Origin of the sequence: Streptomyces sp. NPDC096193, from assembly GCF_040302905.1 — a bacterium.
Lineage (GTDB): Bacteria > Actinomycetota > Actinomycetes > Streptomycetales > Streptomycetaceae > Streptomyces.
Genome location: NZ_JBEOSJ010000002.1, coordinates 483,103 through 506,236, shown reverse-complemented (window position 1 = coordinate 506,236; position 23,134 = coordinate 483,103). Strand labels below are relative to the sequence as shown.

Below are 23,134 nucleotides of genomic sequence, written 5' to 3'. Positions count from 1 at the left end.
CCCTTCTTGCCGATTCTCCCGGTGCGGCCGGAGGGCGTGTCCTCGCGCCCCGGCCGCCCAAGTATGTGTCACGGCAGGTGGGAGGGTCGGCATCGGGTGGGCCGGGTACGTCATCGCGTTCCGTCGGCGGTGAGCTTCTCGAGCGTGGGCACGTCCTTCTCGGTGACGAGCGCCGGGCCGGTGAGGACGGGCTTGCCGCCGCCGATGACGTTCAGGTTGGTCTTGTTGAGCCACAGCTCGTCGATGGCGAGGTAGCCCTGGAGGTAGGGCTGCTGGTCGACGGCGAAGCCGATCTCGCCGGCCTTGAGCTGTCTGACCACCTCGGCGTTGAGGTCGAAGGTGTTGACCTCCGCTTTCGAGCCCGCGCCCGACTTGGCCTTGACGGAGGCGGCGGCGAACGGAGCGCCGAGCGTGACCACGGAGTCGATGTCCTTGCCGCTCTGCAGCTTCGCCTCGATGGAGGAGGTCGAGGCGGGCATGTTGGTGCCCTCCACATTGAGGTTCTCGACCGTTCCCTTGAAGGTCTTCGCGACTCCGGCGCAGCGGGCTTCGAGGGAGACGTTGCCCTGCTCGTGGATGACGCAAAGCGCCTTCTTCCTGCCGCGCTTGTTGAGTTCCTCGCCGACCGCCTCGCCCGCGACGGCCTCGTCCTGGCCGATGTGGCTGAGCGCGCCGAGCGCGTCCGAGAACTCGGCGCCGGAGTTGATCGTGACGACGGGTATCCCGGCCGCGACGGCCTTCTTGACGACCGCGCCGACCGCCTCGGGCTTGGCGAGGGTGACGATGATCCCGTCGACCTTCTGGTCGATGTAGGTCTGGACGAGCTGCGCCTGCTCCTTGCCCTCCTTGTTGGCGGCGTAGAGGAACTCGACGTTGTCCTTCCTGGCCGCGACCTTGGCGCCGCTCTGGACGATGTCCCAGAACGTGTCGCCCTCGCCGGAGTGCGTGACCATGGCGATCTTGAGGCGTTCGGTGGTCGCGGGGACGCCGCCTCCGCCGTCCTTGGAGGTGTCCTCCTTGGCCTCCTTGCCGCCGGAACTGCTGCATCCGGCGACGGCGACCAGGGCGCATGCGGCGAGCAGGGCTGCTGCCTTGCGGTGGGTTCGCATGGTGGGTCCGCCTTCTCTCCCGGCCGCCCGGTTGCGGCTGGGTGAGTTTCTACGGCGACGGCCGCACCCCGTCAAGACTTTGTCCGAACATTCTTACCAGAAGGACATTCTCACGTGACCTGATCATGCCCAACGACCACCACGAGGCCACCGGCCGCGCTCAGGGGCGTACGAGGAGCTGGAACTCGAAGGCGTAGCGCGAGGCACGGTAGATGTGGGAGCCGAACTCTACGGCCCGGCCGGTGTCGTCGAAGGTGGTGCGTTCCATGGTCAGCACCGGGCCGCCCGCCTCCTCGCCGAGGAGTTCCGCCTCGGGGGCGCTGGCGGCCCGCGCCCCGACCGACTGGCGGGCACTGTGCAGGGTGATCCCCGCGGAGCGCATCATCCGGTACAGACCGGTGGCCTCCAGCCGCTCGGTGTCGTAGTCGAGCAGTCCGGCGGGCAGGTGGTTGCGCAGCAGGGCCATGGGCTCGCCGTGGGCGTACCGCAGCCGCTCGATCAGCTGGACCTCGCTGCCCTCTGTGACGCCGAGAGCCGCGGCGACCTGCGCACTCGCGCTCTCCACGGCATTGCCCAGGACGATCGTGGCGGGCCGCTGGCCGGCTGCCTCCAGATCGTCGTAGAGACTGCTGAGTTCCAGCGGACGCTTCACCTGGCTGTGCACGACCTGGGTGCCGACACCGCGGCGGCGCACCAGCAGTCCCTTGTCGACGAGCGACTGGATCGCCTGCCGGACGGTGGGACGGGACAGCCCGAGCCGGCCGGCCAGCTCGATCTCGTTGCCGAGCAGACTGCCGGGGGTGAGGGTCCCTCTCTCGATGGCCGCCTCCAGCTGTTGGGACAGCTGGAAGTAGAGCGGGACCGGACTGGTGCGGTCCACGCTCAGCTGGAGAGACAGGGACGAGTCCGTCACGTGTCTGGGCTGCTTGGGCACGGGCCGAGCGTAGTCGCCGCTCATGTTGACGGGAAGTCGTGAAGTTCGGTTGTCAGGACAAAGTCTTGACACGGCGCCCGGCCCGGCCCCATTTTTGGGCCATGCGCATCGGACTGATCGGAACCGGACGAATCGGCACCTTCCACGCGGGCGTGCTCGCCCGCCACCGGGAGGTCGGATCCCTGGTCGTGGCGGACGCCGACCCGACGAAGGCGGTCGCGGTCGCCGAGCGGACCGGGGCCACGGCGGCGCCCAGCGCGCACGAGATCTTCACCTGGGGCGTGGACGCGATCGTGATCGCCTCGGCGACCGCGTCCCACGCGGAACTGATCGGCCGTGCGGCCCGGGCCGGGCTCCCCGCCTTCTGCGAGAAGCCGATCGCGGTGGACCTGCCCGGCACGCTGGGTGCGCTGCGCGAGGTGGAGACGGCGGGTACGGAGCTCCAGCTCGGCTTCATGCGCCGCTTCGACGCCGGGTACACGGTGGCCCGCGACCTGGTGCGGTCGGGATCGCTCGGCCGCCTGCACACGGTCCGGGCGATCACCTCCGACCCGGCGCCGCCGCCCGCCGACTATCTGCCGCTGTCGGGCGGCCTGTACCGGGACTGCCTGGTCCACGACTTCGACATCCTGCGCTGGGTCACGGGGCGCGAGGTGGTGGAGGTCTACGCGACCGGCTCGGACGCGGGACCGCCGATGTTCCGCGAGGCGGGTGACGTCGACACGGCGGCCGCGGTGCTGACCCTGGACGACGGGACCCTCGCCACGGCCACGGCGACGCGGTGCAACGGCGCCGGCTACGACGTCCGGATGGAACTCGCGGGCGAACTGGACCAGGTCGCGGTCGGCCTCGACGACCGCACCCCGATCAGCTCCACCGAGCCGCAGGGCGCCCCGGCGGCCGACAAGCCGTGGCCGGGCTTCCTGGAACGCTTCGCCCCCGCGTACGAGGCGGAGCTGGACGCGTTCGTCCGGATGATCCAGGGCGAGGGCACGAATCCGTGCGACGGGCGGGAGGCACTGACGGCCCTGCGGATCGCGGAGGCGTGCGAGCTGTCCCGCCGCGAGCACAGGCCGGTGCGGCTGGAGGAGATCGCGGGCGCGTGAGGGGGCCGCGGTCGGGGAGCCTGAGGGCTGCGATCGGGGCGTCGGGCCGTCGGGCCACCTGAGGCAGCCCGCGGTCGAGGCATCGGAGGCGCCTGAGGCAACCCGTTCAGGGCGCCGGAGCCACCTGAGGCAGCCCGCGGTCAGGAAGTCCACGCCCCGTGAGGCGGCCTCAGGACGCCTGGGACGAGAGGACCGTGCCCTGCGCGACGGCACACAGCGTCTCCTCGCCGTCCTCCCCCACCGCCAGGAGGTCACACCGCACCACGGCCTGCCGCCGCCCACTGTGCACGACGGTGGCCCGCGCCCGGAGGATCAGCCCGGTGGCGGGCCGTACGTACTGCACGGAGAACCCCGCGGTGAGGACGGCGGGCCCGAGAGTGCTGCCGGCGGCGAAGGTGATCGAGTTGTCGGCGGCGTAGGCGAGGACACCGCCGTGCAGATATCCGTTCTGCTGCCGCAATTCGTCCCGCACGTCGACCTCCAGCACGGCGGCCCCGTCCCCGAAGGCGGTGATGCGCGCCCGGAGCAGCCGACTGAAGGGCTGGCTGTCGAGGACCTTCTGCGCGAGGCCGAGGTCAAATCCGGTCATGGCGGGGCTCCTCGGTATGTGGGGGGACCAGTTCTGCGAGCACGGTACGCAGTGTGGTGCGGTCGTCGCTCTCGGAGCCGGCGGCGGGACGGTGCTCCGATCCACGCGCGGATGCCGGCGACCGGGTCGGGACGGGGAAACGCAACGCCCCGCCGCGCGCCCAGAGTTGCTCCCCGTACGCCGCGTGCCGGCCGGTCCGGCTCCAGCCCTGCCGGCCGGGCGACCGGCCGCCGCCACGACTTATCGCGCCCGGTGCGCCATCGTCGCCCTACCAGCGCACGGGGAGGCTGCGTACTCCCCGCATCAGCAGCCCCGGGATCCACTCCGGCGGGCCCGCCGTCGGGTCCAGGGCGAGGTCGGGGCAGCGGGTGAGCAGCGACCGGAGGGCGATCCGGGTCTCCAGGCGGGCCAGGGGGGCGCCCAGGCAGAAGTGGATGCCGTGGCCGAAGGCCACATGGCCGCGGGTGTCGCGGCGGATGTCGAAGGTGTCAGGGGCCGCGTAGCGCGCCGGATCGCGGTCGGCCGCCGCGAGTCCGACCAGGACCATCGCGCCGGCCGGGATCATCCGGTCGCCGATTCGCAGGGACTCGGCGGTGAAGCGCACCGTCGCCGCCTCCACCGGTCCGTCGTAGCGGAGCATCTCCTCGACCGCGCCGTCCAGGAGGGACAAGTCGGCGCGCAGAGCGGCCAGTTGATCGGGGTGGGCGAGCAGGGCCCGTACGCCGTTGGCGATCAGGTTGACGGTCGTCTCATGGCCGGCGATCAGCAGCAGATAGGCCAGGGCACGCAGTTCGGCGGCCGAGAGCCGGTCGTCATTCTCCGCACGGGCGGTTATCAGGGCGGACAGCAGGTCACCCGTCGGCCCCTGGCAGCGTTTGTCCTCGATCAAGTCGTCCAGATACGCGGCCAGTTCGCCGACGGCCCGCTCCAGCTCGGCCTGCCCGGTGGGTGCCACCACCTCGTTGGACCAGGTGCGGAAGGCGTCACGGTCCGCGGCCGGCACGCCCAGCAGTTCGCAGATCACGATGATCGGCAGCGGGAAGGCGAGGGCGTCGACCAGGTCGCCCCGCCCCGCGGGCAACATCGCGTCGAGCAGCTCGTCGGTGATCTGCCCGATGCGCGGGGCCAGCTGTTCCACGCGGCGTCCGGTGAACTCCCGCGCCACCAGTCTGCGCAGCCGTGTGTGGTCCGGCGGGTCCAGGACCAGCAGATTCGGCCCGATGACCCGCTCGTCCAGCATCATCCGGCCCACCACGGCCGGTGATTTCAGCAGCCTCGGGTCGGTCAGCGCGGCGCGCGCCTCCTCGTGGCCGACGACCAGCCAGAATTCATCGCCCTGCACCCCACGCATCTGATGCACGGGACCGGCCTCGCGCCACTTCGCGTAGTACGGATACGGATCGGCGACGAAGTCCGCCCCGTACTCCCCCAGATCGATGATCGCCACCCCGCCAGCCTACGTCCGCCCCTCCTCGTCCAGCAGGCCCGCGTCGTGCGCGAGCAGCGCGATCTGGACACGGTTGTTGAGATCCAGCTTCGCGAGGATGCGCGAGACATGGGTCTTCACGGTCGGCACGCTCATGTACAGCGTCGCCGCGATCTCCGCGTTGGACTGGCCGCGGCCCACCGCGACCGCCACCTCGCGTTCCCGTTCCGCGAGCGAGTCCAGGCGCTGGGCCGCCGTGCTGCGGCGCGGGTCGGGCACCCGGTCGGCGACGTGCGACATCAGCTGGCGGGTCACGGCCGGGGAGAGCACCGGGTCCCCGGAGGCCACCCGCCGCACCGCGGCCACGATCTCGGCGGGCGGGGTGTCCTTGAGGACGAACCCGGCGGCCCCGGCCCGCAGCGCCCGCAGCACCTGCTCGTCCGCGTGGAACGTCGTGAGCACCACGACCTCGGGGGCGTCCGGCCTGCGCCGCAGCTCCTCGGTGGCGCGCAGACCGTCCACCGTCGGCATCCGGATGTCCATCAGCACGACGTCGGGCGAGAGCCGGTCGATCAGTTCCGGCACCTCGGATCCGTCCGCGCCCTCCCCGACGATCTCGAGGTCGTCGGCCCCGCCCAGCATGAGGGAGAGCCCGGCTCGGACCAGGGGGTCGTCATCGACGACGATCAACCGGATAGTCATGCGGCCCACGGTAGCCAGGCCCGGACGTGAAATCCGCCGTCTCCCGTCGCACCGTGCTCGAGGCTGCCGCCGGCGAGCGAGGCCCGTTCGGTGAGCCCGATCAGCCCCTGGCCGGAACCGGGCACCGTGCCGACGTCATCGACCGGAGCGGGATTGTCGACCGCGACGGTGACCCCGGAGCCCGGCCCTCCGCCGACGGCGACGGTGACCTCGGCGCCCGGCGCGTGTTTCCGGGCGTTGGTGAGGCCCTCCTGAGCGATGCGGTAGACGGTGCGCCCCACGATCGCGGGGACGGCGGCCGTGTCGGTGATGCGGTTGTCGAGGGTCACCTTCATCCCGGCCTCGCGGGACTCGGCGACCAGCGCGTCGAGCGTGGCGAGCGTCGGCTGCGGACGGTCTCCGTGCTCGCCCTCGCCGGGCGCCCGGAGCACGCCGATGATCTCGCGGAGGTCCTGGAGCGCCTCGTGCGCGCTGTCGCGGATCACCCCGGCGGCCCGCGCCACCTCGGCGGGTGGCGCGTCCGGCCGGAACTCCAGGGCGCCCGCATGCACGCTGAGCAGGGTGAGCCGGTGGGCGAGCACGTCGTGCATCTCGCGGGCGATGGCCTCACGGGCCAGCCGCTGGGCCTGCTCGGCCCTGAGCTCGGCCTCGGTCTCGGCCCGCAAGGCACGCTCGCGCAGCGCCACGACGAGCTGGCGCCGGGCGCGTACGAGCATGCCCCAGCCGATCGCCAGCAGCAGCAGGACGACCCCGGCGATCATCGACACCCAGTAGTTCACCGTCGGGTCGGGGCGCACCAGCGGCTGCACGACGGAACCGACCAGCGCGACCAGTCCCACCAGGGCGACCGGCCTGAACGGCCGGTGCACGGCGAGGCTGAAAACGGCCACCAGCATCGCGCCCCCGGCGACCGGCGTGAGCACGGTGGCGACGGTCAGGACCAGGGCCAGGCCGACCGGCCAGCGCCGCCGCACCCACAGAGCACAGCACGCCGCCGCACCCAGCAGCTGATCGGCGAGGACCACCATCTCGGAGGCGTTGTACTTGTCGCTGGCCTCCGCCGCGATCAGCCCGAACAACGCGGCCAGGACGAAGGCGCAGGTGTCCACGATCCAGTCGCGCACGGTCCGCCGGCGCCGGCCCGTGGACGTCTCCCCCCGCCGGTCGGGCTCCTGGGGGTCCGCCATGGCCGAGGGCAGCAGCCAGGGGTATTCCGTACGCGTCATACCGACCAAGTTACGCAGGCGGGAGGCGCCGGACAGGCCGAGGCGAGCGGGAAGCTACCAAAGTCGCCGACGTGGAGACTTTCGGAGCAGGAGTGCATGCCGAGGGCCGACGCGCCAGGGCACGGCGCCGCACGACGATCGCGGGCATGAAGAAGATTCTCGAAGGCGCCGGAATGATCATGCTCGTGCTGGGGGGCTGCGGCGTGATCCGTGAGCTCACGGGCTGGTTCCGCTTCATGGCCTTCACCCGCTTCCTGACGGAGAACGTCTCCTTTCTCGGGGATGCGGCCCTGCTCACGAACATCGTGATCGCCGTGGCCGGCTTCGCGGTGATGATGATGGCCGACAACCTCAAGTGACGGGGGCGCCGGAGGCAGGCGATGCCAAAGGACGGGACTGCTCAGACCTTCGCCGTGTTGAGCCGGGTCACCTCGGCCAGGTGCTCACTCATCCGGTTGCTCACCGTGCCGCTGGTGAAGAGCACCGCGCCGACCACGGAGACGGGGACGGACAGCCCGAGCACGGCGACGAGCTCGGGCCAGTCCCGCTCGGCGGGGCACGAAGAGCCGTTGCCGAGCCCTTCGTTGGCGGTGGACCGGTCCGTGAACAGACGCGCCTCGCACTCCTGGTTCCTGCCGTCGAGGTCGTAGGGCGTCAGAAGCAGCACCCCGAACCACACTCACAACAGGCCGGAAAGCGCGGGCAGTCCGACGCCCCAGCCCTGAACACGCCTGGCCCGGCCGCGGAATTCGATGTCGTACGGGAGTGATCGCATGGCGGACCAACCTGACAACCGTGCCCGCCCGCGGTGTCAGGCCCCGTAGGTCCCGTACTCGGGGCGGCCGGCCAGTTCGTAGGTCTGGATCGTCACGCCGCTGCCGGTGGTGCGGGCCTCGGTGTGCCGGAACGCCGTGGGCACCGCGCCCTCCGGGAAGAGCCGCAGGCCCTTGCCGAGGACGACGGGGTAGGTCAGCACGTGGAGGGTGTCGATCAGATCGTGCTCCAGCAGCGAGTGGGCGAGCCGGCCGCTGCCGTGGACCTGCACCTCACCGTCCGTGCGTTCCTTGAGCGCGGTGATCTCCTTGGCGAGATCGTCACCGCGGATGATCGTGGTCGGCTCCCAGTCGGCCCGCTCCATCGTGGTGGAGACGACGTACTTCGGCTTGGAGTTGAGCTTCGAGGCGATCGGGTCGTCGGGGTCGGTCATCGTCGGCCAGAACCCGGCGAAGATCTCGTACGTGCGGCGGCCCAGCAGAAACGCACCGACGCGGCCGAAGACGCCGTCCATGAAGTGGCCGAAGTCGTCGTCCGCATAGGGAACGGTCCAGCCACCGAGGTCGAAGCCGTCACGGGGGTCCTCCTCGGGCCCGCCCGGTCCCTGCATGACGCCGTCGAGGGAGACGAAGGTGGTGATCGAGAGCTTCCCCATGAGAGGTACCTGCTTCCGTTGCTCGTGTTCGCCCGGTGGGTGAGGCGGTCCAGCCATGCGGTCATCAGTTACGACCCCGCCGGCGCCGGGATCTCATCGGTCATCCGGTGTGTGGGCTCTCGCCGCAGGGTCACACCGGGATTCAACGTCCGTTTGCCGCCGGCACCCAGGAGGCCGGGCCGCTTTGCTTGACGTCATCAGGTCGTACGACACGTCATGACACATCATCACAAGGGGAACTCGTGCCCAGGACAGCTCTGGTGACCGGTGGCAGCCGCGGAATCGGTGCCGCGATCGCCCTGCGACTCGCACAGGAGGGCGCCGATGTCGCCATCACCTATGTGCGCAGCGAGGAGACGGCCCAGGAGGTGGTCCGCAAGATCGAGGCGGCGGGCCGCCGGGGCGTCGCGCTCCGATCGGACGCCGCCGACACGGACACCGCAGCCTCCGCCGTCGGTCGCGCGGCCGACGCGCTCGGAGGGCTGGACATCCTGGTCAACAACGCCGGTATCGGCGTACTCGGACCGGTCGAAAGCCTGGCGACGGCCGAGGTGGACAGGGTGCTGGCCGTGAACGTCCGCGCGGTCTTCCTCGCCTCCCAGGCGGCAGCCGCCCGGATGGAGCGCGGCGGCCGGATCGTCTCCATCGGCTCCTGCATGACGAAGTACGTGCCGGGCCCGGGAGGCACGCTCTATGCGATGAGCAAGTCGGCCCTGACGGGCCTGACGAAGGCGCTGGCCCGCGAACTGGGCCCGCGCGGCATCACGGCGAACCTGATCCACCCGGGTCCGATCGACACGGACATGAACCCGTCGGACGGCCCGTACGCACCTCCGCAGAAGGCGGGCACCGCACTGGACCGCTTCGGAACCCCGGAGGAGGTGGCGTCGCTGGTGGCGTATGTGACGAGCGGCGAGGCGTCCTACATCACGGGGGCGGAACTGGCGGTGGACGGCGGCCACGCGGCGTAACCCGGGGCCGCGCCGCCCTGCCACGGGCGGAGCGACAAGCCCGTGGGACGGCATGACAAACCGGGGTGGAAGCAGGCCCACCCGGCGTGCCGGACCGAGGTGGAAACCGAGCCCGTCCCGCCTGACGTAACCGGCCGGGGCGGCAATCAACCCGTCCCGCCCGGCGTGAAACCCGGGGGGGAACCGAGCCCGTCCCGCCTGACGCAACGGACCATGGCGGCAATCAACCCGTCCCGCCCCGAGTGAAACCCCGGCGGAAACCGTGCCGGCCCCGCCTGACGCAACCGGCCGGGGCGGCAAACAACCCGCCCCGCCCCGAGTGAACCCCCAGGCGGAAATCAAGCCCGTCCCGCCTGACCTAACGGACCGGGGCGGCAAATCAAGCCCGTCCGGCAATTGAGGACACGGCCGAAGGCCGTACCCCGGCGCAGCCGGGCACCCGGGCCGAGCCGTGGACGAAAATCCACGGCTCGGCCCGGACCGGCCAGGTCAGGTCAGGTCAGGTCAGGAACGGACCCCGCCCGCCCCGAACAACCTCAGCCCCCGAGCTCCTGGTGCCGCGCCCGCAACCGCGCCGCCCCTTCCGCCGTGAGCGACCCGAACAACCGCAGTCGCGAGATCCCGCCGTCCGGGTAGATGTCGATCCGCACCCGGCTGCCCACCGCCGGCGCGTCCAGCACGAAGCGGTGGTTCGTGTCCGGCTGGAGCCGGGTCCGCGGGAGGATCTCCGCCCACTCCCCCGCGTCCCCGTCGCGCAGCGAAATCGCCGCCCAGCCCGCGCTGTTGCCCTTCAGGTACGCCGTGTCGATCTCCACCGCGCGGATCTCGGACTGCTCGACGAGCCGGTAGCGGATCCAGTCGTTGCCCTTGTCCCGGCGGCGGCGGGTCTCCCAGCCGTCGTCCATCTTGCGCGAGCGCCCCGGCTGGATGGTGTTGGTGGCCGGGGAGTAGAAGCGGTCGGACGCGTCCTCCACCCGGCCGCCGTTCTCCAGTGCGACGAGGTCGAAGGTGCCCAGCGCGTCGAGCCACGCCGGGTCGGGTGCCACCTCTCCGTACACCCGCAGTCGCGCGATGCCGCCGTCGGGGTGCTGGTTGACGCGCAGGTGTGTGAAGCGCTGCTCGACGTCGACGGCGAAGCCGTTGGCCGCGTGGCCGCCGATGGCCGTCCGCGGTACGAGCGCGGTCCACTTCACATCGTCCGCGAGCAGGTCCTCCGGCGAGGGGGACCCGGCCACCGCGGTCGCCTCGACGGAGACGGCCTGCGGGTAGTTGCCGCGGAAGTGCGCGGTGTCGATGACGATGCCGCGTACGACGCCGGGCGCCCCGAGGCGTACGAGCGCCCAGTCGTGGTCGTCGTCGGTCGGATGCGGCTGCTGCGCGCCCACGCCACGCCGGCGGCGGGTCTCCCAGCCGTCCATGATCTTGCCCTTGTGGCCGAAGTGCTCGGGGTCGAACTCCGCGGCCTCGGGCTTCAGCATGTTCTCGCGCTCGGCGAAGAACTCGTCGTTGGCGGCGATGACGCCCGCGCCCAGCCGCCGGTCGGCGAGGTCGGCGTGGTGCGCGAAGGGGAAGTCGGCCGTGCGGTAGTCGGCGTACGGGTCGCCGCCGCCGTAGGGGCTGGCGTCACCGGTGAAGGAAGGGATGGACACGGTCAGTTGTTCCTTTCGAGCAGACGGCCGGTCGGCTCCGCCAGGGTGCCGTTCTCCGCGATGCGCTCGCCCCGCAGCCAGGTCGAACGCACGACGCCGTACAGGGTCTTGCCCGCGTACGCGGTGACCTGGTTGCGGTGGTACAGCTCCGCCGGGTCGACGGTGAAGGTCTCGTCCGGGGCGAGGACGGCGAAGTCGGCGTCACGGCCGGCCTCGATGGCGCCCTTGTGGGTCAGCCCGGCGAGTTCGGCCGGGCCGGCGGACATCCACCGCACGACGTCCTCCAGGGAATGGCCGCGCCCGCGTGCCGCGGTCCAGATCGCCGGGAGTCCCAGCTGCAGCGAGGAGATACCACCCCAGGCCGAGGCGAAGTCCGGAGTCTTGAGGTCGGTGGTGCAGGGTGAGTGGTCGGAGACGATGCAGTCGATGGTGCCGTCGGCCAGGCCGGCCCAGAGCGCGTCCTGGTTCGCGGCTTCACGGATGGGCGGGCAGCACTTGAACTCCGTGGCACCGTCCGGGACTTCCTCGGCGGTGAGGGTGAGGAAGTGCGGGCAGGACTCGACGGAGATCCGTACCCCCTCCGCCTTGGCGGCGGCGATCAGCGGCAGTGCGTCGCTGGACGACAGGTGCAGGACGTGGACCCGCGCGTTCAGCCGCTTGGCATGGGTGATCAGGTTCTCGATGGCGGTGTTCTCGGCGTCACGGGGCCGGGAGGCGAGGAAGTCCGCGTACCGGGGGCCGGGCTCCTGGGGAGCGGCGGCCAGGTGGTGCGGGTCCTCGGCGTGCACGATCAGCAGTCCGCCGAAGCCGGCGATCTCGGCCATGGAGCGGGCCAGTTGCTCCTGGTCGAGTTCCGGGAACTCCTCCACCCCGGACGGCGACAGGAAGCACTTGAAGCCGAAGACTCCGGCGTCGTGCAGGGCCCGCAGATCCTTGGTGTTGTCCGGGATCGCGCCACCCCAGAAGCCCGTGTCCACGTGGGCCTTGGGCCGTGCGACGTCCTGCTTGGTCCGCAGGTTGTCGACGGTCGTGGTGGGCGGAAGGGAGTTGAGGGGCATGTCGAGAAGCGTGGTGATCCCACCCGCGGCGGCGGCGCGGGTGGCGGTCCAAAAGCCCTCCCACGCGGTGCGGCCGGGGTCGTTCACATGGACGTGGGTGTCGATGAGACCGGGGAGGACGACGTCGTCGCCGACGTCCTCCAGCCCGGCCCCGGCCGGCACCTCGGCGTCGTAGGGGAGCACCGCCGCGATCTTCCCGCCGGCGACGGCGACCGCCGCGGCCCGCGTTCCGTCCGGGGTGATCACCCGCGTCGAGCGCAGTACCAGGTTCACGTCCACATCGGCCACCCGTGCCCCTCACTTCCGTTCCGTGCCGCAAAAATTCAACGAACTGTTGAAGGAGTCTTCACTCCTCGGTGCGGTCCGTCAAGACCCCTCCGGGTCACCGACGGCGCCCGTGACCTGCGGAGGGATCATCCCCCCTGACCGCACGCGCGCGAGCGAACCACCCCGGAGGCATGGATTCACCGAGCTCGAACCCACCCCTTGGACGTTTCCACAAAGTGGAAGTAAGATTTCACAAGGCAGAACGTTGCTTCCACCAAGGCGGGCGCCGAGCGCTGTCGGAGGTGTCCGCCGACACAGGGACAAACACCCCCTGACCGGCAGAGACGCCGTGAAGGGAGCAGCGTGCCGGTCGCAGCCGCCCGGTAGGCTGCTGACTTGCCCGCCCTGCCCGAAAGGACCGTTGCCGTGCCGACGTCCAGCGCCAGCACCACCGATGCAGCCAAGGCCGCGAACAGCGGCGGCGTGCAGTCCCTGGAGCGTGCCTTCGATCTGCTCGAGAGAATGGCCGACGCCGGCGGCGAGGTCGGACTGAGCGAACTCTCCGCCAGCAGCGGTCTGCCGCTGCCCACGATCCACCGCCTCATGCGCACGCTCGTGGCCTGCGGTTATGTACGCCAGCAGTCCAACCGCCGCTACGCGCTCGGCCCCCGGCTGATCCGTCTCGGCGAGTCCGCGTCCCGACTGCTCGGGACCTGGGCGCGTCCGTATCTGGCCCGCCTGGTCGAGGAGACCGGCGAGACGGCGAACATGGCGCTGCTCGACGGCGACGAGATCGTCTACGTGGCCCAGGTGCCGTCCAAGCACTCCATGCGCATGTTCACCGAGGTCGGCCGGCGGGTCCTGCCGCACTCCACAGGTGTGGGCAAGGCGCTCCTGGCGAACACTCCCCCGGACGAGGTGCGGGCCCTGCTGGCGAGGACGGGCATGCCGGCCGCCACCGAGAAGACGATCACGACGCCCGAGGGCTTCCTGGACGCGCTGGAGCTGGTCCGGGCCAGCGGCTACGCGGTGGACGACAACGAGCAGGAGATCGGCGTGCGCTGCCTCGCGGTGTCCGTGCCGAACTCGCCGACGGCCGCGGCGGTCTCCATCTCGGGCCCCGCCGGACGGGTCACCGAGGCGGCTACGGAGAGGATCGTCCCCATCCTCCAGGAGGTCGCGCAGGAACTGTCGACGGCGCTGGCGAACACGGCCGGCGGGAACGGCTGACGATCCGGGCGGTCCGCGCCGCCCCCCGTCGCGCTGAGCACTCAGCGCGATCGAGGGGTCCAGCCGCTGGTGCCATGCGCCTGGAGGCGTCGGTGGAGCAGATGGTGCGGAGCGTGTCCGGGTGCTTCGGCCTCAGCACCCGTTCCTGCACCGGAAGCAGCTCGGTGAAGGCCTCCGTCCGACCGATGACATCACCCAGCACGCCCCGCAGAACGGCGAGCTCGTGCCGGGTGGCGAGCGTGCGCGGATGCTCCGGTCCCAGCACCCGCTGCTGCACCGGAAGCAGCTCGGCACATGCGTCGACCGCACCGGCCACATCACCCGCCATGCTTGTGCACCCCACCAGGAGGCGCCGGGTTCTCCAGGGTGACCGGGTGTTCCGGCCTCTGCGTCCGCTCGCGCACCTGGAGCAGCTCGGCCAGGGGCATCTGCGACTTGGACACAGGGACCTGTTCGCCCGCCGTCGCGTTCCTTCACCCCGCACGCGCTCGGAACCGCACTTCTCGTCGGCATCGCCGTGGTCACGATCCTGCACCTGCTCGTGAAGTGACACCGCCTGCGGCGGGGCGAGGAGCCCGGCCGCAGGCGGGTACGTTCCCGGTGCGGTCCTGCCTGTCCCGCGTGTGCATGCCCCGCGGGGCGGTGCCAGGCAGCCGTACCGCCGGCGTCAGCGCGGCACTTCGCCGAAGAGGTCCATTGCGTTGCGTACCTGCATCAGCGCCGGTGCCAGCGCGCTCACCGACCCGATCGCCCCGGCGATCAGCAGCAGCGATCGCCGCATCCGGGGGACTTCCGGATCACCGGCCGCGACCATCGCCGCCAGCACGGCGAGTTCGTCCTCGGCGATGTCCCGGTCGGGGAACTCCGCCGGGTGACCGGCGAGTTCACGGCGGAGCCGGGCGACGGCAGCGCGCAGCTCCGTCGTCCTCGGGTCCTCGCCGCTCCCTGTCACCCGCGTCTGCCCCACGCTCCGCAACAAAGCTCTCCCCCTCGCACGTCGTTGTGCCGGCCTCTGACCGACCGTTGTTGGCCGGACACCCAGGGTCGCGGGCAAGTTAACGCCATACGGGTCCGTGCGCGCCACCGCATGGACCGAATTCAGGACGTCGGCTGTACGGGGTCGATGGCGCCGCGCCACACGGTCACGTCGAGGGTGATGAAGCGACTGGGGTCCGAATCCGGGGCTTTCCCCTGGTAGGTCACCACTCCCACGTTGCCGGACTCGGTCAGCACGCAGAACTTGGCGCCCTTCGACAGATTCTCCGTCTCGAGCCTGCTTGCGTACCGGGTCTCGCTGCGGCACGTGTCCAGGTCGGCGGCCTGCCCGGTGCGCAGCAGGATCAGCTTGGCGTTCTCGACCTGGATCCAGCCGAGGTCCCATGAGTAGGAGACATCGGAGTTGGAGGCGTCGTCGGCGACCGGTTTCACCGGCTCGTCCCCGAGGGTGATGTGGTAGCCGTCCACGACGTTGAGCCCGGTGTACGTCTTGGGCTCGGGGTCCTTCACCGGCTCGGAGGACTTGTCTCCGCCGGTCTCCGGTGCGGTGTCGGAGGGGTCTTCGGTGGCGGGCCCCTGATCGCCCTTGTCCTCGCCCTTGTCCTGGCTCTGCGACGCCTTGTCCTTGCCGTCCTCCTCGCCGGACAGCGCCAGGAACACTCCGCCGCCGACCAGCGCGCCGAGCACGACGGTGGCGACGACGGCGATGGCCAGATTGCGACCGGTCTTCTTCTTCGCCGGGGCGGGCGTGAGGTGACCGGTGGGCCCGCCGATCGTGTACTGGTGCGGTGGATAGCCGTACTGCGGCGTGGGCGCCGTCCCCGGCCCCTGCGGGTGGGCCGCCTGCGAGTGGGCCGCCTGCTGGTGGGTCGGCTGCTGGTGGGTCGGCTGCGCATGCGGAGGAGGCGTCTGAGGGTGCTGCTGCTGGGGGGGCGGGGTGTGAGCCGACTGCTGGTGTGGCGCCTGCAGGTGGGACGCCTGCGCGTTCGGATAGCCGTACGCCGGGTTCTGCGGCGCGGGGCCGAAGCCGGGCGGCGGGGTCGAGGGGGCGACGGCCGCGGTCGGCGTGGGCACGCCGGGCGGCACCGGCGTAGAGCCGGTGTCCGGTGTATGGGCAGGAGCCGGGGGCTGGGCCGGCGGCTGCGCGGGAGCAGCGGGGGCATGCCCGGCCGGCGGAGTCGCCGGCGGCGCGGGCGCGGCCTTGCGTGTGGTGATCTCCGCGGCCACCGCTCCCGGCAGCCACTCCTCGGGCCGGCGCAACACCGTGTCGGCGTTGGCGGCCTGGCAGATCGCGAGGAGTTCGGCCACCGAGGGCCGCGCCTCCGGCTCCTTCGCCAGACAGCGCGTGACCAACTCCCGCAGCTGCTCCGGAAGTTCGGTGAGGTCGGGCTCCTCGTGCACGATCCGGTAGAGCACACCGTGCGAGGTGCCCTCGCCGAACGCGGCCCTGCCCGTTGCGGCGTACGCCGCGACCTGGCCGAGCGCGAAGATGTCGGTGGCCGGCGTGACATGACTGCCCGCCGCCTGCTCCGGCGCCATGAACGAGGGCGTACCGATGGTGACACCGCTGCTGGTCAGCGAAGTGGCGTCGGCCGCGCGGGCGATACCGAAGTCGATGACTCGCGGCCCGTCGACGGCGAGCAGCACGTTCGCGGGCTTGAGGTCGCGGTGGACGATGCCCGCGCCATGGATGATCTGCAGCGCCTCGGCGATGCCGGCGACGAGCAACAGCACGGTCTCGACGGGGAGTTTGCCGTGTTCGGCGACCGCGTCGGCGAGGGAGGGCCCGGGGACGTACGCCGTGGCGAGCCAGGGCTGCTCGGCCTCGGCGTCGGCGTCGATGACCGGCGCGGTGAACAGCCCCTGCACACGCTGCGCGGCCTGGACCTCCTGGGCGAAGCGCCGCCGGAACTCGGCGTCCTGGCCGAAGTCGGGCCGGATCACCTTGATGGCGACAGGCCGGCCGCCGGGCGTGTACGAGAGGTAGACCTTGCCCATGCCTCCCGCGCCCAGACGAGCGACGATCTTGTAACCAGCGACGTGCTTCGGGTCGTCCTCGCCCAGCGGCTGGAAGACCCCCTGGTGTGTGCGCCCACTCATCGACTCGTGTCCCCCATGGCGAACTTCAGTATTGGCCGGTGCACCCTATCCGAGGTCACCCACGCCTCTCCAGGTCGGACGACGGGCACGGCCCGTCCGGTTGCAGCCCCACCCTCACGGAGTACCGGACGCCCGGCACTTCGCCCATATTTGAGGTAGGGAGTCCTCATGACACACGCACCGAATGAACCCGTCGTCGCCGGACTGCTGCTCGCCGCGGGCGGCGGGCGGCGCCTCGGAGGCCGTCCGAAGGCATTGCTGTCGCACCGCGGGCGGCCGCTGGTGGAGCACGCGGTACGGGTGCTGCGCGAGGGCGGCTGCGACACCGTGCACGTGGTCCTCGGCGCGGCGGCGGATCGCGTACGACAGGAGGCCGATCTGTCCGGCTGCGTCGTCGTCGACAACGCGGACTGGCCGGAGGGCATGGGGTCGTCCCTGCGCACCGGACTGGAGTCCCTGACGCCGACGGCCGCTGACGCCGCGCTCGTCTGCCTGGTGGACCAGCCGGGGATCGGCGCGCCCGCGGTGGCGCGGGTCCGGGCCGCGTACCGGTCCCGGGACGCGCTCGCCGCGGCCTCCTACGCGGGAGAACGCGGGCACCCGGTCCTCTTCGGTGCGGACCACTGGAAGGCGATCGCGGCGAGCGCGGTGGGCGACCGCGGTGCGCGCGCGTATCTGAAGGAACACGCCGACGTGATCGAGCTGGTCGAGTGCGGCGACATCGCGGAGGCGTACGACATCGACACGACGGAGGATCTGACACACCTTGAGTGAACGGCGTGGCACTCAGAGCCATGGTCTGTCGACCCGGAGAATCTCGATATCAACAAACCATTGAACTTCCACCATGAGGAAACTACTATCCACTGGTCAGAAGCGCCCGACTCCACACAAGCGCCCGCGACCGCGTCTCGGCTCTTGCGGCACCGAGTGCCGTATCCCTGCGCCCGGCGGCCGTCAGGCATCGCCCGCTGAAGGAAGTGACAGCTCATGTCCGCACCAGCGCCGTCCCCGCTGGCCATCGTCGAAGCCGAGCCCCTGCCCCGGCAGGAAGAGGTCCTCACGGACGCGGCACTCACCTTCGTGGCCGAGCTGCACCGGCGGTTCACGCCCCGGCGTGACGAACTGCTCGCCCGCCGCGGTGAACGCCGCGCCGAGATCGCCCGCACCTCCACCCTGGACTTCCTCCCGGACACGGCCGCCATCCGCGCGGACGACTCCTGGAAGGTCGCCCCGGCCCCCGCGGCACTGAACGATCGCCGCGTGGAGATCACCGGTCCGACCGACCGCAAGATGACCATCAACGCCCTCAACTCGGGCGCCAGGGTCTGGCTCGCCGACTTCGAGGACGCTTCGGCCCCCACCTGGGAGAACGTGGTCCTCGGCCAGCTCAATCTGATCGACGCCTACGAGCGCCGTATCGACTTCACCGACCCGAAGTCCGGGAAGTCGTACGCCCTGAAGTCCGCCGACGAGCTCGCGACCGTCGTCATGCGTCCCCGCGGCTGGCACCTCGACGAGCGCCACCTCCGGCTCGACGGCCGCCCGGTCCCCGGCGCGCTGGTCGACTTCGGCCTCTACTTCTTCCACAACGCCAAGCGGCTGATCGACCTGGGCAAGGGTCCGTACTTCTATCTGCCGAAGACGGAATCGCACCTGGAGGCCCGCCTCTGGAACGACATCTTCGTCTTCGCCCAGGACTACGTCGGCGTCCCGCAGGGCACCGTCCGCGCGACCGTCCTCATCGAGACGATCACCGCCGCGTACGAGATGGAGGAGATCCTCTACGAACTGCGCGACCACGCGTCGGGTTTGAACGCGGGCCGCTGGGACTACCTCTTCTCGATCGTCAAGAACTTTCGTGACGGCGGCGAGAAGTTCGTGCTGCCGGACCGCAACGCGGTGACGATGACGGCGCCGTTCATGCGCGCGTACACCGAACTGCTCGTCCGCACCTGCCACAAGCGCGGCGCGCACGCCATCGGCGGCATGGCGGCGTTCATCCCGTCCCGGCGCGACGCCGAGGTCAACAAGGTCGCCTTCGAGAAGGTCAAGGCCGACAAGGACCGCGAGGCGGGCGACGGCTTCGACGGCTCCTGGGTCGCGCACCCGGACCTGGTCCCGATCGCGATGGCCTCCTTCGACGCGGTCCTGGGCGCCGAGCCCAACCAGAAGGACCGGCTGCGCGAGGACGTCTCGGTGGCGGCCGGCGACCTGATCGCCATCGACTCCCTGGACGCCAAGCCGACGTACGACGGCCTGCGCAACGCCGTCCAGGTCGGCATCCGCTACATCGAGGCCTGGCTGCGGGGCATGGGCGCGGTCGCCATCTTCAACCTGATGGAGGACGCGGCCACCGCCGAGATCTCCCGCTCGCAGATCTGGCAGTGGATCAACGCGGGCGTGGTCTTCGAGAACGGCGAGCGGGCCACACCGGAACTGGCCCGCAAGGTCGCCGCGGAGGAACTGGTCGCCATCCGCGCCGAGTTGGGCGACGAGGCCTTCGAGTCCGGCAACTGGCAGCAGGCGCACGACCTGCTGCTGAGGGTCGCGCTGGACGAGGACTACGAGGACTTCCTGACGCTGTCGGCGTACGAGCAGCTCCGCGGCTGATCTGCCGCACCGAATCGACGCCCCCGGTACCGCACAGCACCGGGGGCGTCGTCGTGTCCGGCCGGACCGACTGTCTACTCCGCCGCCCTGTCGGAGTGCCCGAGCGTCCGTCCTGGCGCCACGCGGTCCCGCACGAGCCGCTTGACGGCGGTCGGCTCGGGAAACCCCTGCTCGCGCCGGTCCCACACGACGTCCCCGTCGACCCGCACGACGAACACCCCACCGGTCCCGGGCTTGAGGGCGAGCTCGTCCAGCTCGGCCTCGAAGGTGGTGAGCAACTCCTGCGCCAGCCACGCGGCACGGGGAAGCCAGCGGCACTGGGTGCAGTACTCGATCTGGACGCGATGGGTGGGGGCGGGTGCGGAGGCGGCGGGGGTGTTCACGGGGTGACGCCTTTCGGCAGGTGAGGGCGGGTGGGGCCGGCCCCATTGTGCCGAGCGTGGCCGGCCCCTACCGCACCACGACCGTCCGCTGCGCCGAGAAGTCCCCCCACTTCCCGTCCGGCAGCTTCGCCCGCAACTTGATGCTGTACCGCGTGCCCGGCTTGTCGGTGACCGTCATCGTGTACGTCGCCGTCGGGCCCGTCGGCATCGTGCCCCACACGATCGTCGTCGCCGGTTTCCCGTTGAGGTACAACTCGTGGGCATCCACGGGCTCCCCTCCGGTGTCCGGCGGGGTCCAGGTCAGGTCGATGCTGCCCTTGCGGGCCGTCGCCCTGAGGCCGGTGGGAGCCGTGCTCGGGCCCTTGCCGGGTGCCGCAGGCGTGGTGAGGTCGACCGCGGCGCTGTCGGGAGACGAGTTCTCCGCCGCGTCACGGGCGCGCACGGTGAACGTGTAGACCGTCCCCGGCCGCAGCCCCGTGACCTGGGCGGTCGTCTCGGTACCGGACACGCTGTGGATACGGGTGTCCTCCTGGTAGATGTCGTACGAGGTGACCTGATTGTTGTCCGCGGACTTCCCCCAACTGAGGGTCACCGCCCGGCCCCCGTCGACCTTGCCCTTCAGTGTGGCCGGCCGCGTGGGCGCCTCCTTGTCCTCCGGCGTCGGAGCCGGAGTGGTGACGGCTGTCGCGGCGCTCGCCTTCGACAGATTCCCGGCGGCATCCCGCGCCCGCACGGTGAAGCTGTAGGCGGTCTTCGGCGCGAGCCGGTCGATGTCCACCATCTGCTTGGTGGCCGGCAGCGACTTGACCTTGGTCCCCTTCTGGAAGACCTCGTATCCGGTGACGGCGGTGTCGTCGGTGGCGTGCTGCCACATGACGTGGACGGACGTGGCACTCCCCGCCTGCGCGCTGACGCCGGAGGGGGTGCTCGGGCTGGTGGTGTCCTTCTCCTCGCCGCCACAGGCCGTGAGGAGCAGAGCGGCCGCACAGGTCAACGCGGCGAGTGTGGGGGGACGTTGCACGGTCGGGCCTCCGCGGACGACGGGCAATGGTCCAGACCTATATGCCACAGTCGGGGGCCGCTCACAAGGGGTCCGGCACCTTCGTCGGTGCCGCATCCCGCATGGGGGGCAAGCGCAGGTGGCCCGCACGGCCGGCCTCGCGGGCGGAGGCCAGCGCCACCTCAACCTGGATGGCGTGGGCCGATCCTGTTACTTGCCGTTCGCCGGGGGTGGCGTCAGGCCGGGCTCGATCGTCGACCTGACATAGATACGGGTACTGCCCGGCCTGAATTCATGCGCGAAGAGGTCGATACAACGGCGCAGGTACTGACCCTCAGGGGTCGTGAGGTCATCAGGGCAGAGGCTCACCCGGCGCAGCCCTTCCACGAAGGTCTCCGGCTCCGGCAGCTCGAGGTGGGCGAAGGCGGCCGCCGGGCGGTAATCCTTCTCCTCGGGATGGAAGTTCCGGATCATCTTGGTACCCGGCCGGATCAGCCGGGACGTGTACCCGTCCGCCTCCGGGCTGGGGAGGGTGAAGGCGAGCAACCCCGTGTCGTGGCGGCTGCCGGTCTTGTATCCGGCCCGTCGGTCCGAAGCCGTCTTCGGGATGCGGATGCCGATCTGCTCGCCGATCCACGCAGCTGTGGCTCCGCTTTCCCAGCAGCAGTTCTTCTCGCCGTCCGCCTGATCCGACGACCCATCGTCGGCGAGGTACGCGAACCCCCCGACTGCCGCAGCAACGCAGGCGATGACCGCCAGCAGCACGACACCGACGACCCGCACCCGGCGCGCGGGCCGCCTCCGAGAGGGGTCACTACTGGTGCTGTTCATTGATGGACCTCTACCGGCCTTCCTGCTGTTCACGCCCGGGATCCGTACGCCCACCCTCACGCCCTGGCTCGTCGGGTTTCGGGAGAGGGTCGCCGTTCGGGGCGGAGCCGCCCAGGTCGTAGTGCTTGACCGAACTGCTGCCTACCATGTCGAACTCCTGGGCAATGCCAGTGGTGTGCAGGCGGGCCATCTGCCCGTCCGGAATGCTCATCGACGGCAATCCCGGAATCTCGATGGTCACACCCTTGTCCTTGTCCCAGTTGTAGCGGTCCCAGGCGTTGGCCTGGTAGTCGAGGCCTACCTTGGGCTCGCCATTGGCATCCGGCACCACGGTGACCACGCCGGTGACGTTCGACCGGGTGGAGCCGATCGCGTAGAACCAGTTCTTGTTTTCCTCCTTCTGAAAGCTGTAGTCCCGGTTCGCCGTTTCGACAGGCATTGAGACCGGTTGTCCCCCGTTTCTCCTGAATTCCGCCAGAGCCTGCTCGCGCCACGCGTCCTGGCGCTCCCTGATGTCGTCCTCGATGTGGGATCTGAACCGTGGATCGTCGGTCATCATCTTGTCGACGGGCAGGTCCATGTCGTCCCCGCTGTTCCCCAGGTAGTGGGCCATGTGGCGGGATGCGTCGTTGTCGCCCTTCCAGTCCGCCAGCTCGGCGATCACGTTCATCTTCTCCCGCGTCCTGCGCTCTTCCGCTCCGGGCTCCTCGACCCCGTGCGGCCCTGACCCGCGGTCGGGGGCAGCCCGCTTGATTGTCGGAGTCAGAAGGCCCGCTGACAGGAGATCGTCCTTGTGACCCGTCCAGAGTTCAGCACGGGCCTGCGGGCTCAAGGACTGCCACAGCCGTCGCAGTTCAGCTCGCTGCGCCACGTTCGCGTCATCACCGAGGGAGGCCAGCTTCATGGCGCGTGGCAGCTGATCTTCATCGAGCGAGGTGTACGTCGCGTGGCCTGCGTTGTGCGGGTCGCCGCCATGGCTCTTCTTCAGCGCCCGGGACACCGCCGCGTCGATCTCCGCTGCGTGGGCGACCAGCCCGGAAAGCGTGTCGGCGTACCACTGCATGAGGTCCTTCGTGCGCTGCGACGTCCCTTTGGCGTCGCAGATCGCTTCCATCACCTTCACCGTGCCGCCGGGGCCGTCCATCACCAACAGGCCGGGGTCCGGTTCGTCCGTACTGTTGGACCCGCCCTTCCGGGCTTCCGCGGTCAGCTCCTTTGCCCGCTTCTGGATGCGCGTCAGTTCGCTGTGCGCGTCCTCCAGCACGCCCGAGATGCTCTTGGCCTCTCGGTGCAGGTCCCAGACCTCCTTCGCTGTCATACGGACGAAGTCCTTCGTGACCCCGGCATTCACACCGGCCCACCGCGCCCCGTCGGACAGCTGCACCAGACCGCTGTAGACATCGGTCCTCAGCAGTTCCAGTCCGCCGACCATGGTTTTCCAGTCATCGGCTGCCGCGTTCAGCTTGCCGAGGTCCACCTCGATGAGGTTCGTGTACGTGAATGCCCCCACTACCC

The 23,134-nt window shown here is 70.5% G+C and carries 22 protein-coding genes; 6 read left to right on the top strand and 16 right to left on the bottom strand.

Going from position 1 to position 23,134, the window contains the following annotated elements; genetic code table 11:
* Positions 1–110: 110 nt before the first annotated feature.
* Together ABTX78_RS05050 and ABTX78_RS05045 are read right to left on the bottom strand one after the other, a co-directional pair.
* Complete coding sequence (locus tag ABTX78_RS05050; protein WP_352205423.1) at positions 111–1,109, bottom strand: sugar ABC transporter substrate-binding protein; 999 nt, start codon at positions 1,107–1,109, stop codon at positions 111–113.
* Between the two features lie 160 nt (positions 1,110–1,269).
* The gene (locus tag ABTX78_RS05045) at positions 1,270–1,989 is read right to left on the bottom strand and encodes a GntR family transcriptional regulator (protein WP_352205506.1); all 720 of its coding nucleotides are present in this window, start codon (positions 1,987–1,989) and stop codon (positions 1,270–1,272) included.
* 155 nt (positions 1,990–2,144) lie between these two features.
* Here ABTX78_RS05045 and ABTX78_RS05040 point away from each other — a divergent pair, with 155 nt between their 5' ends.
* Positions 2,145–3,149, top strand: coding sequence for a Gfo/Idh/MocA family protein (locus ABTX78_RS05040; protein ID WP_352205422.1), 1,005 nt, complete (start codon positions 2,145–2,147; stop codon positions 3,147–3,149).
* Positions 3,150–3,318: 169 nt separating this feature from the next.
* Here the strand turns inward: ABTX78_RS05040 and ABTX78_RS05035 are convergent, their stop codons facing one another.
* From ABTX78_RS05035 to ABTX78_RS05020, 4 genes are all read right to left on the bottom strand, one after another.
* Positions 3,319–3,738 carry a PaaI family thioesterase gene (locus tag ABTX78_RS05035; RefSeq protein ID WP_352205421.1) on the bottom strand — a complete coding sequence of 140 codons (420 nt, stop codon included), beginning with the start codon at positions 3,736–3,738 and terminating at the stop codon, positions 3,319–3,321.
* A gap of 268 nt (positions 3,739–4,006) precedes the next feature.
* Positions 4,007–5,185 (bottom strand): cytochrome P450 family protein, encoded by a 1,179-nt coding sequence (locus ABTX78_RS05030; protein WP_352205420.1) that lies wholly within the window; start codon positions 5,183–5,185, stop codon positions 4,007–4,009.
* Positions 5,186–5,194: 9 nt separating this feature from the next.
* On the bottom strand, positions 5,195–5,866 hold the full coding sequence (locus ABTX78_RS05025) for a response regulator transcription factor (RefSeq protein WP_352205419.1): 672 nt from the start codon (positions 5,864–5,866) through the stop codon (positions 5,195–5,197).
* Positions 5,863–7,092 (bottom strand): sensor histidine kinase, encoded by a 1,230-nt coding sequence (locus ABTX78_RS05020; protein WP_352205418.1) that lies wholly within the window; start codon positions 7,090–7,092, stop codon positions 5,863–5,865. The genes ABTX78_RS05025 and ABTX78_RS05020 overlap by 4 nt, the downstream gene beginning before the upstream one ends.
* Positions 7,093–7,163: 71 nt before the next feature.
* Between ABTX78_RS05020 and ABTX78_RS05015 the strand changes: the two genes are divergently transcribed.
* Positions 7,164–7,451: a hypothetical protein gene (locus tag ABTX78_RS05015; RefSeq protein ID WP_352205417.1), complete on the top strand. Its 288-nt coding sequence runs from the start codon at positions 7,164–7,166 to the stop codon at positions 7,449–7,451.
* A 41-nt stretch (positions 7,452–7,492) separates the two neighbouring features.
* Here the strand turns inward: ABTX78_RS05015 and ABTX78_RS05010 are convergent, their stop codons facing one another.
* Positions 7,493–7,759 (bottom strand): hypothetical protein, encoded by a 267-nt coding sequence (locus ABTX78_RS05010; protein ID WP_352205416.1) that lies wholly within the window; start codon positions 7,757–7,759, stop codon positions 7,493–7,495.
* Between the two features lie 144 nt (positions 7,760–7,903).
* A complete protein-coding gene (locus ABTX78_RS05005) occupies positions 7,904–8,521 on the bottom strand; it encodes a dihydrofolate reductase family protein (RefSeq protein ID WP_352205415.1) in 618 nt (205 codons plus the stop codon).
* 242 nt (positions 8,522–8,763) lie between these two features.
* On the opposite strand from ABTX78_RS05005, the gene ABTX78_RS05000 reads away from it, so the two are divergent.
* Entirely contained in the window at positions 8,764–9,492 is a 729-nt protein-coding gene (locus ABTX78_RS05000) for an SDR family NAD(P)-dependent oxidoreductase (protein WP_352205414.1), read from the top strand.
* A gap of 536 nt (positions 9,493–10,028) precedes the next feature.
* Here ABTX78_RS05000 and alc read toward each other — a convergent pair.
* Positions 10,029–11,147 (bottom strand): allantoicase, encoded by a 1,119-nt coding sequence (alc, locus tag ABTX78_RS04995; RefSeq protein ID WP_352205505.1) that lies wholly within the window; start codon positions 11,145–11,147, stop codon positions 10,029–10,031.
* The gene (gene allB, locus ABTX78_RS04990) at positions 11,144–12,487 is read right to left on the bottom strand and encodes an allantoinase AllB (RefSeq protein ID WP_352205413.1); all 1,344 of its coding nucleotides are present in this window, start codon (positions 12,485–12,487) and stop codon (positions 11,144–11,146) included. The genes alc and allB overlap by 4 nt, the downstream gene beginning before the upstream one ends.
* A 405-nt stretch (positions 12,488–12,892) precedes the next feature.
* Here allB and ABTX78_RS04985 point away from each other — a divergent pair, with 405 nt between their 5' ends.
* A complete protein-coding gene (locus ABTX78_RS04985; protein WP_352205412.1) occupies positions 12,893–13,696 on the top strand; it encodes an IclR family transcriptional regulator in 804 nt (267 codons plus the stop codon).
* A gap of 667 nt (positions 13,697–14,363) precedes the next feature.
* Here ABTX78_RS04985 and ABTX78_RS04980 read toward each other — a convergent pair.
* Positions 14,364–14,675 carry a DUF5955 family protein gene (locus ABTX78_RS04980; protein ID WP_352205411.1) on the bottom strand — a complete coding sequence of 104 codons (312 nt, stop codon included), beginning with the start codon at positions 14,673–14,675 and terminating at the stop codon, positions 14,364–14,366.
* A 119-nt stretch (positions 14,676–14,794) separates the two neighbouring features.
* Positions 14,795–16,792, bottom strand: a complete 1,998-nt coding sequence (locus ABTX78_RS04975; protein ID WP_352205410.1) for a serine/threonine-protein kinase — start codon at positions 16,790–16,792, stop codon at positions 14,795–14,797.
* Positions 16,793–16,960: 168 nt separating this feature from the next.
* Here ABTX78_RS04975 and ABTX78_RS04970 point away from each other — a divergent pair, with 168 nt between their 5' ends.
* On the top strand, positions 16,961–17,566 hold the full coding sequence (locus tag ABTX78_RS04970) for a nucleotidyltransferase family protein (protein WP_352205409.1): 606 nt from the start codon (positions 16,961–16,963) through the stop codon (positions 17,564–17,566).
* Positions 17,567–17,782: 216 nt separating this feature from the next.
* Positions 17,783–19,405, top strand: coding sequence for a malate synthase A (gene aceB, locus ABTX78_RS04965; RefSeq protein WP_352205408.1), 1,623 nt, complete (start codon positions 17,783–17,785; stop codon positions 19,403–19,405).
* A 74-nt stretch (positions 19,406–19,479) separates the two neighbouring features.
* Here the strand turns inward: aceB and ABTX78_RS04960 are convergent, their stop codons facing one another.
* From ABTX78_RS04960 to ABTX78_RS04945, 4 genes are all read right to left on the bottom strand, one after another.
* Positions 19,480–19,788 carry an Rdx family protein gene (locus ABTX78_RS04960; protein WP_352205407.1) on the bottom strand — a complete coding sequence of 103 codons (309 nt, stop codon included), beginning with the start codon at positions 19,786–19,788 and terminating at the stop codon, positions 19,480–19,482.
* A gap of 67 nt (positions 19,789–19,855) precedes the next feature.
* Positions 19,856–20,809, bottom strand: coding sequence for a fibronectin type III domain-containing protein (locus ABTX78_RS04955; RefSeq protein ID WP_352205406.1), 954 nt, complete (start codon positions 20,807–20,809; stop codon positions 19,856–19,858).
* Between the two features lie 189 nt (positions 20,810–20,998).
* Entirely contained in the window at positions 20,999–21,553 is a 555-nt protein-coding gene (locus tag ABTX78_RS04950) for a hypothetical protein (RefSeq protein ID WP_352205405.1), read from the bottom strand.
* A gap of 76 nt (positions 21,554–21,629) precedes the next feature.
* A complete protein-coding gene (locus ABTX78_RS04945; RefSeq protein ID WP_352205404.1) occupies positions 21,630–23,096 on the bottom strand; it encodes a hypothetical protein in 1,467 nt (488 codons plus the stop codon).
* Positions 23,097–23,134 lie beyond the last annotated feature (38 nt).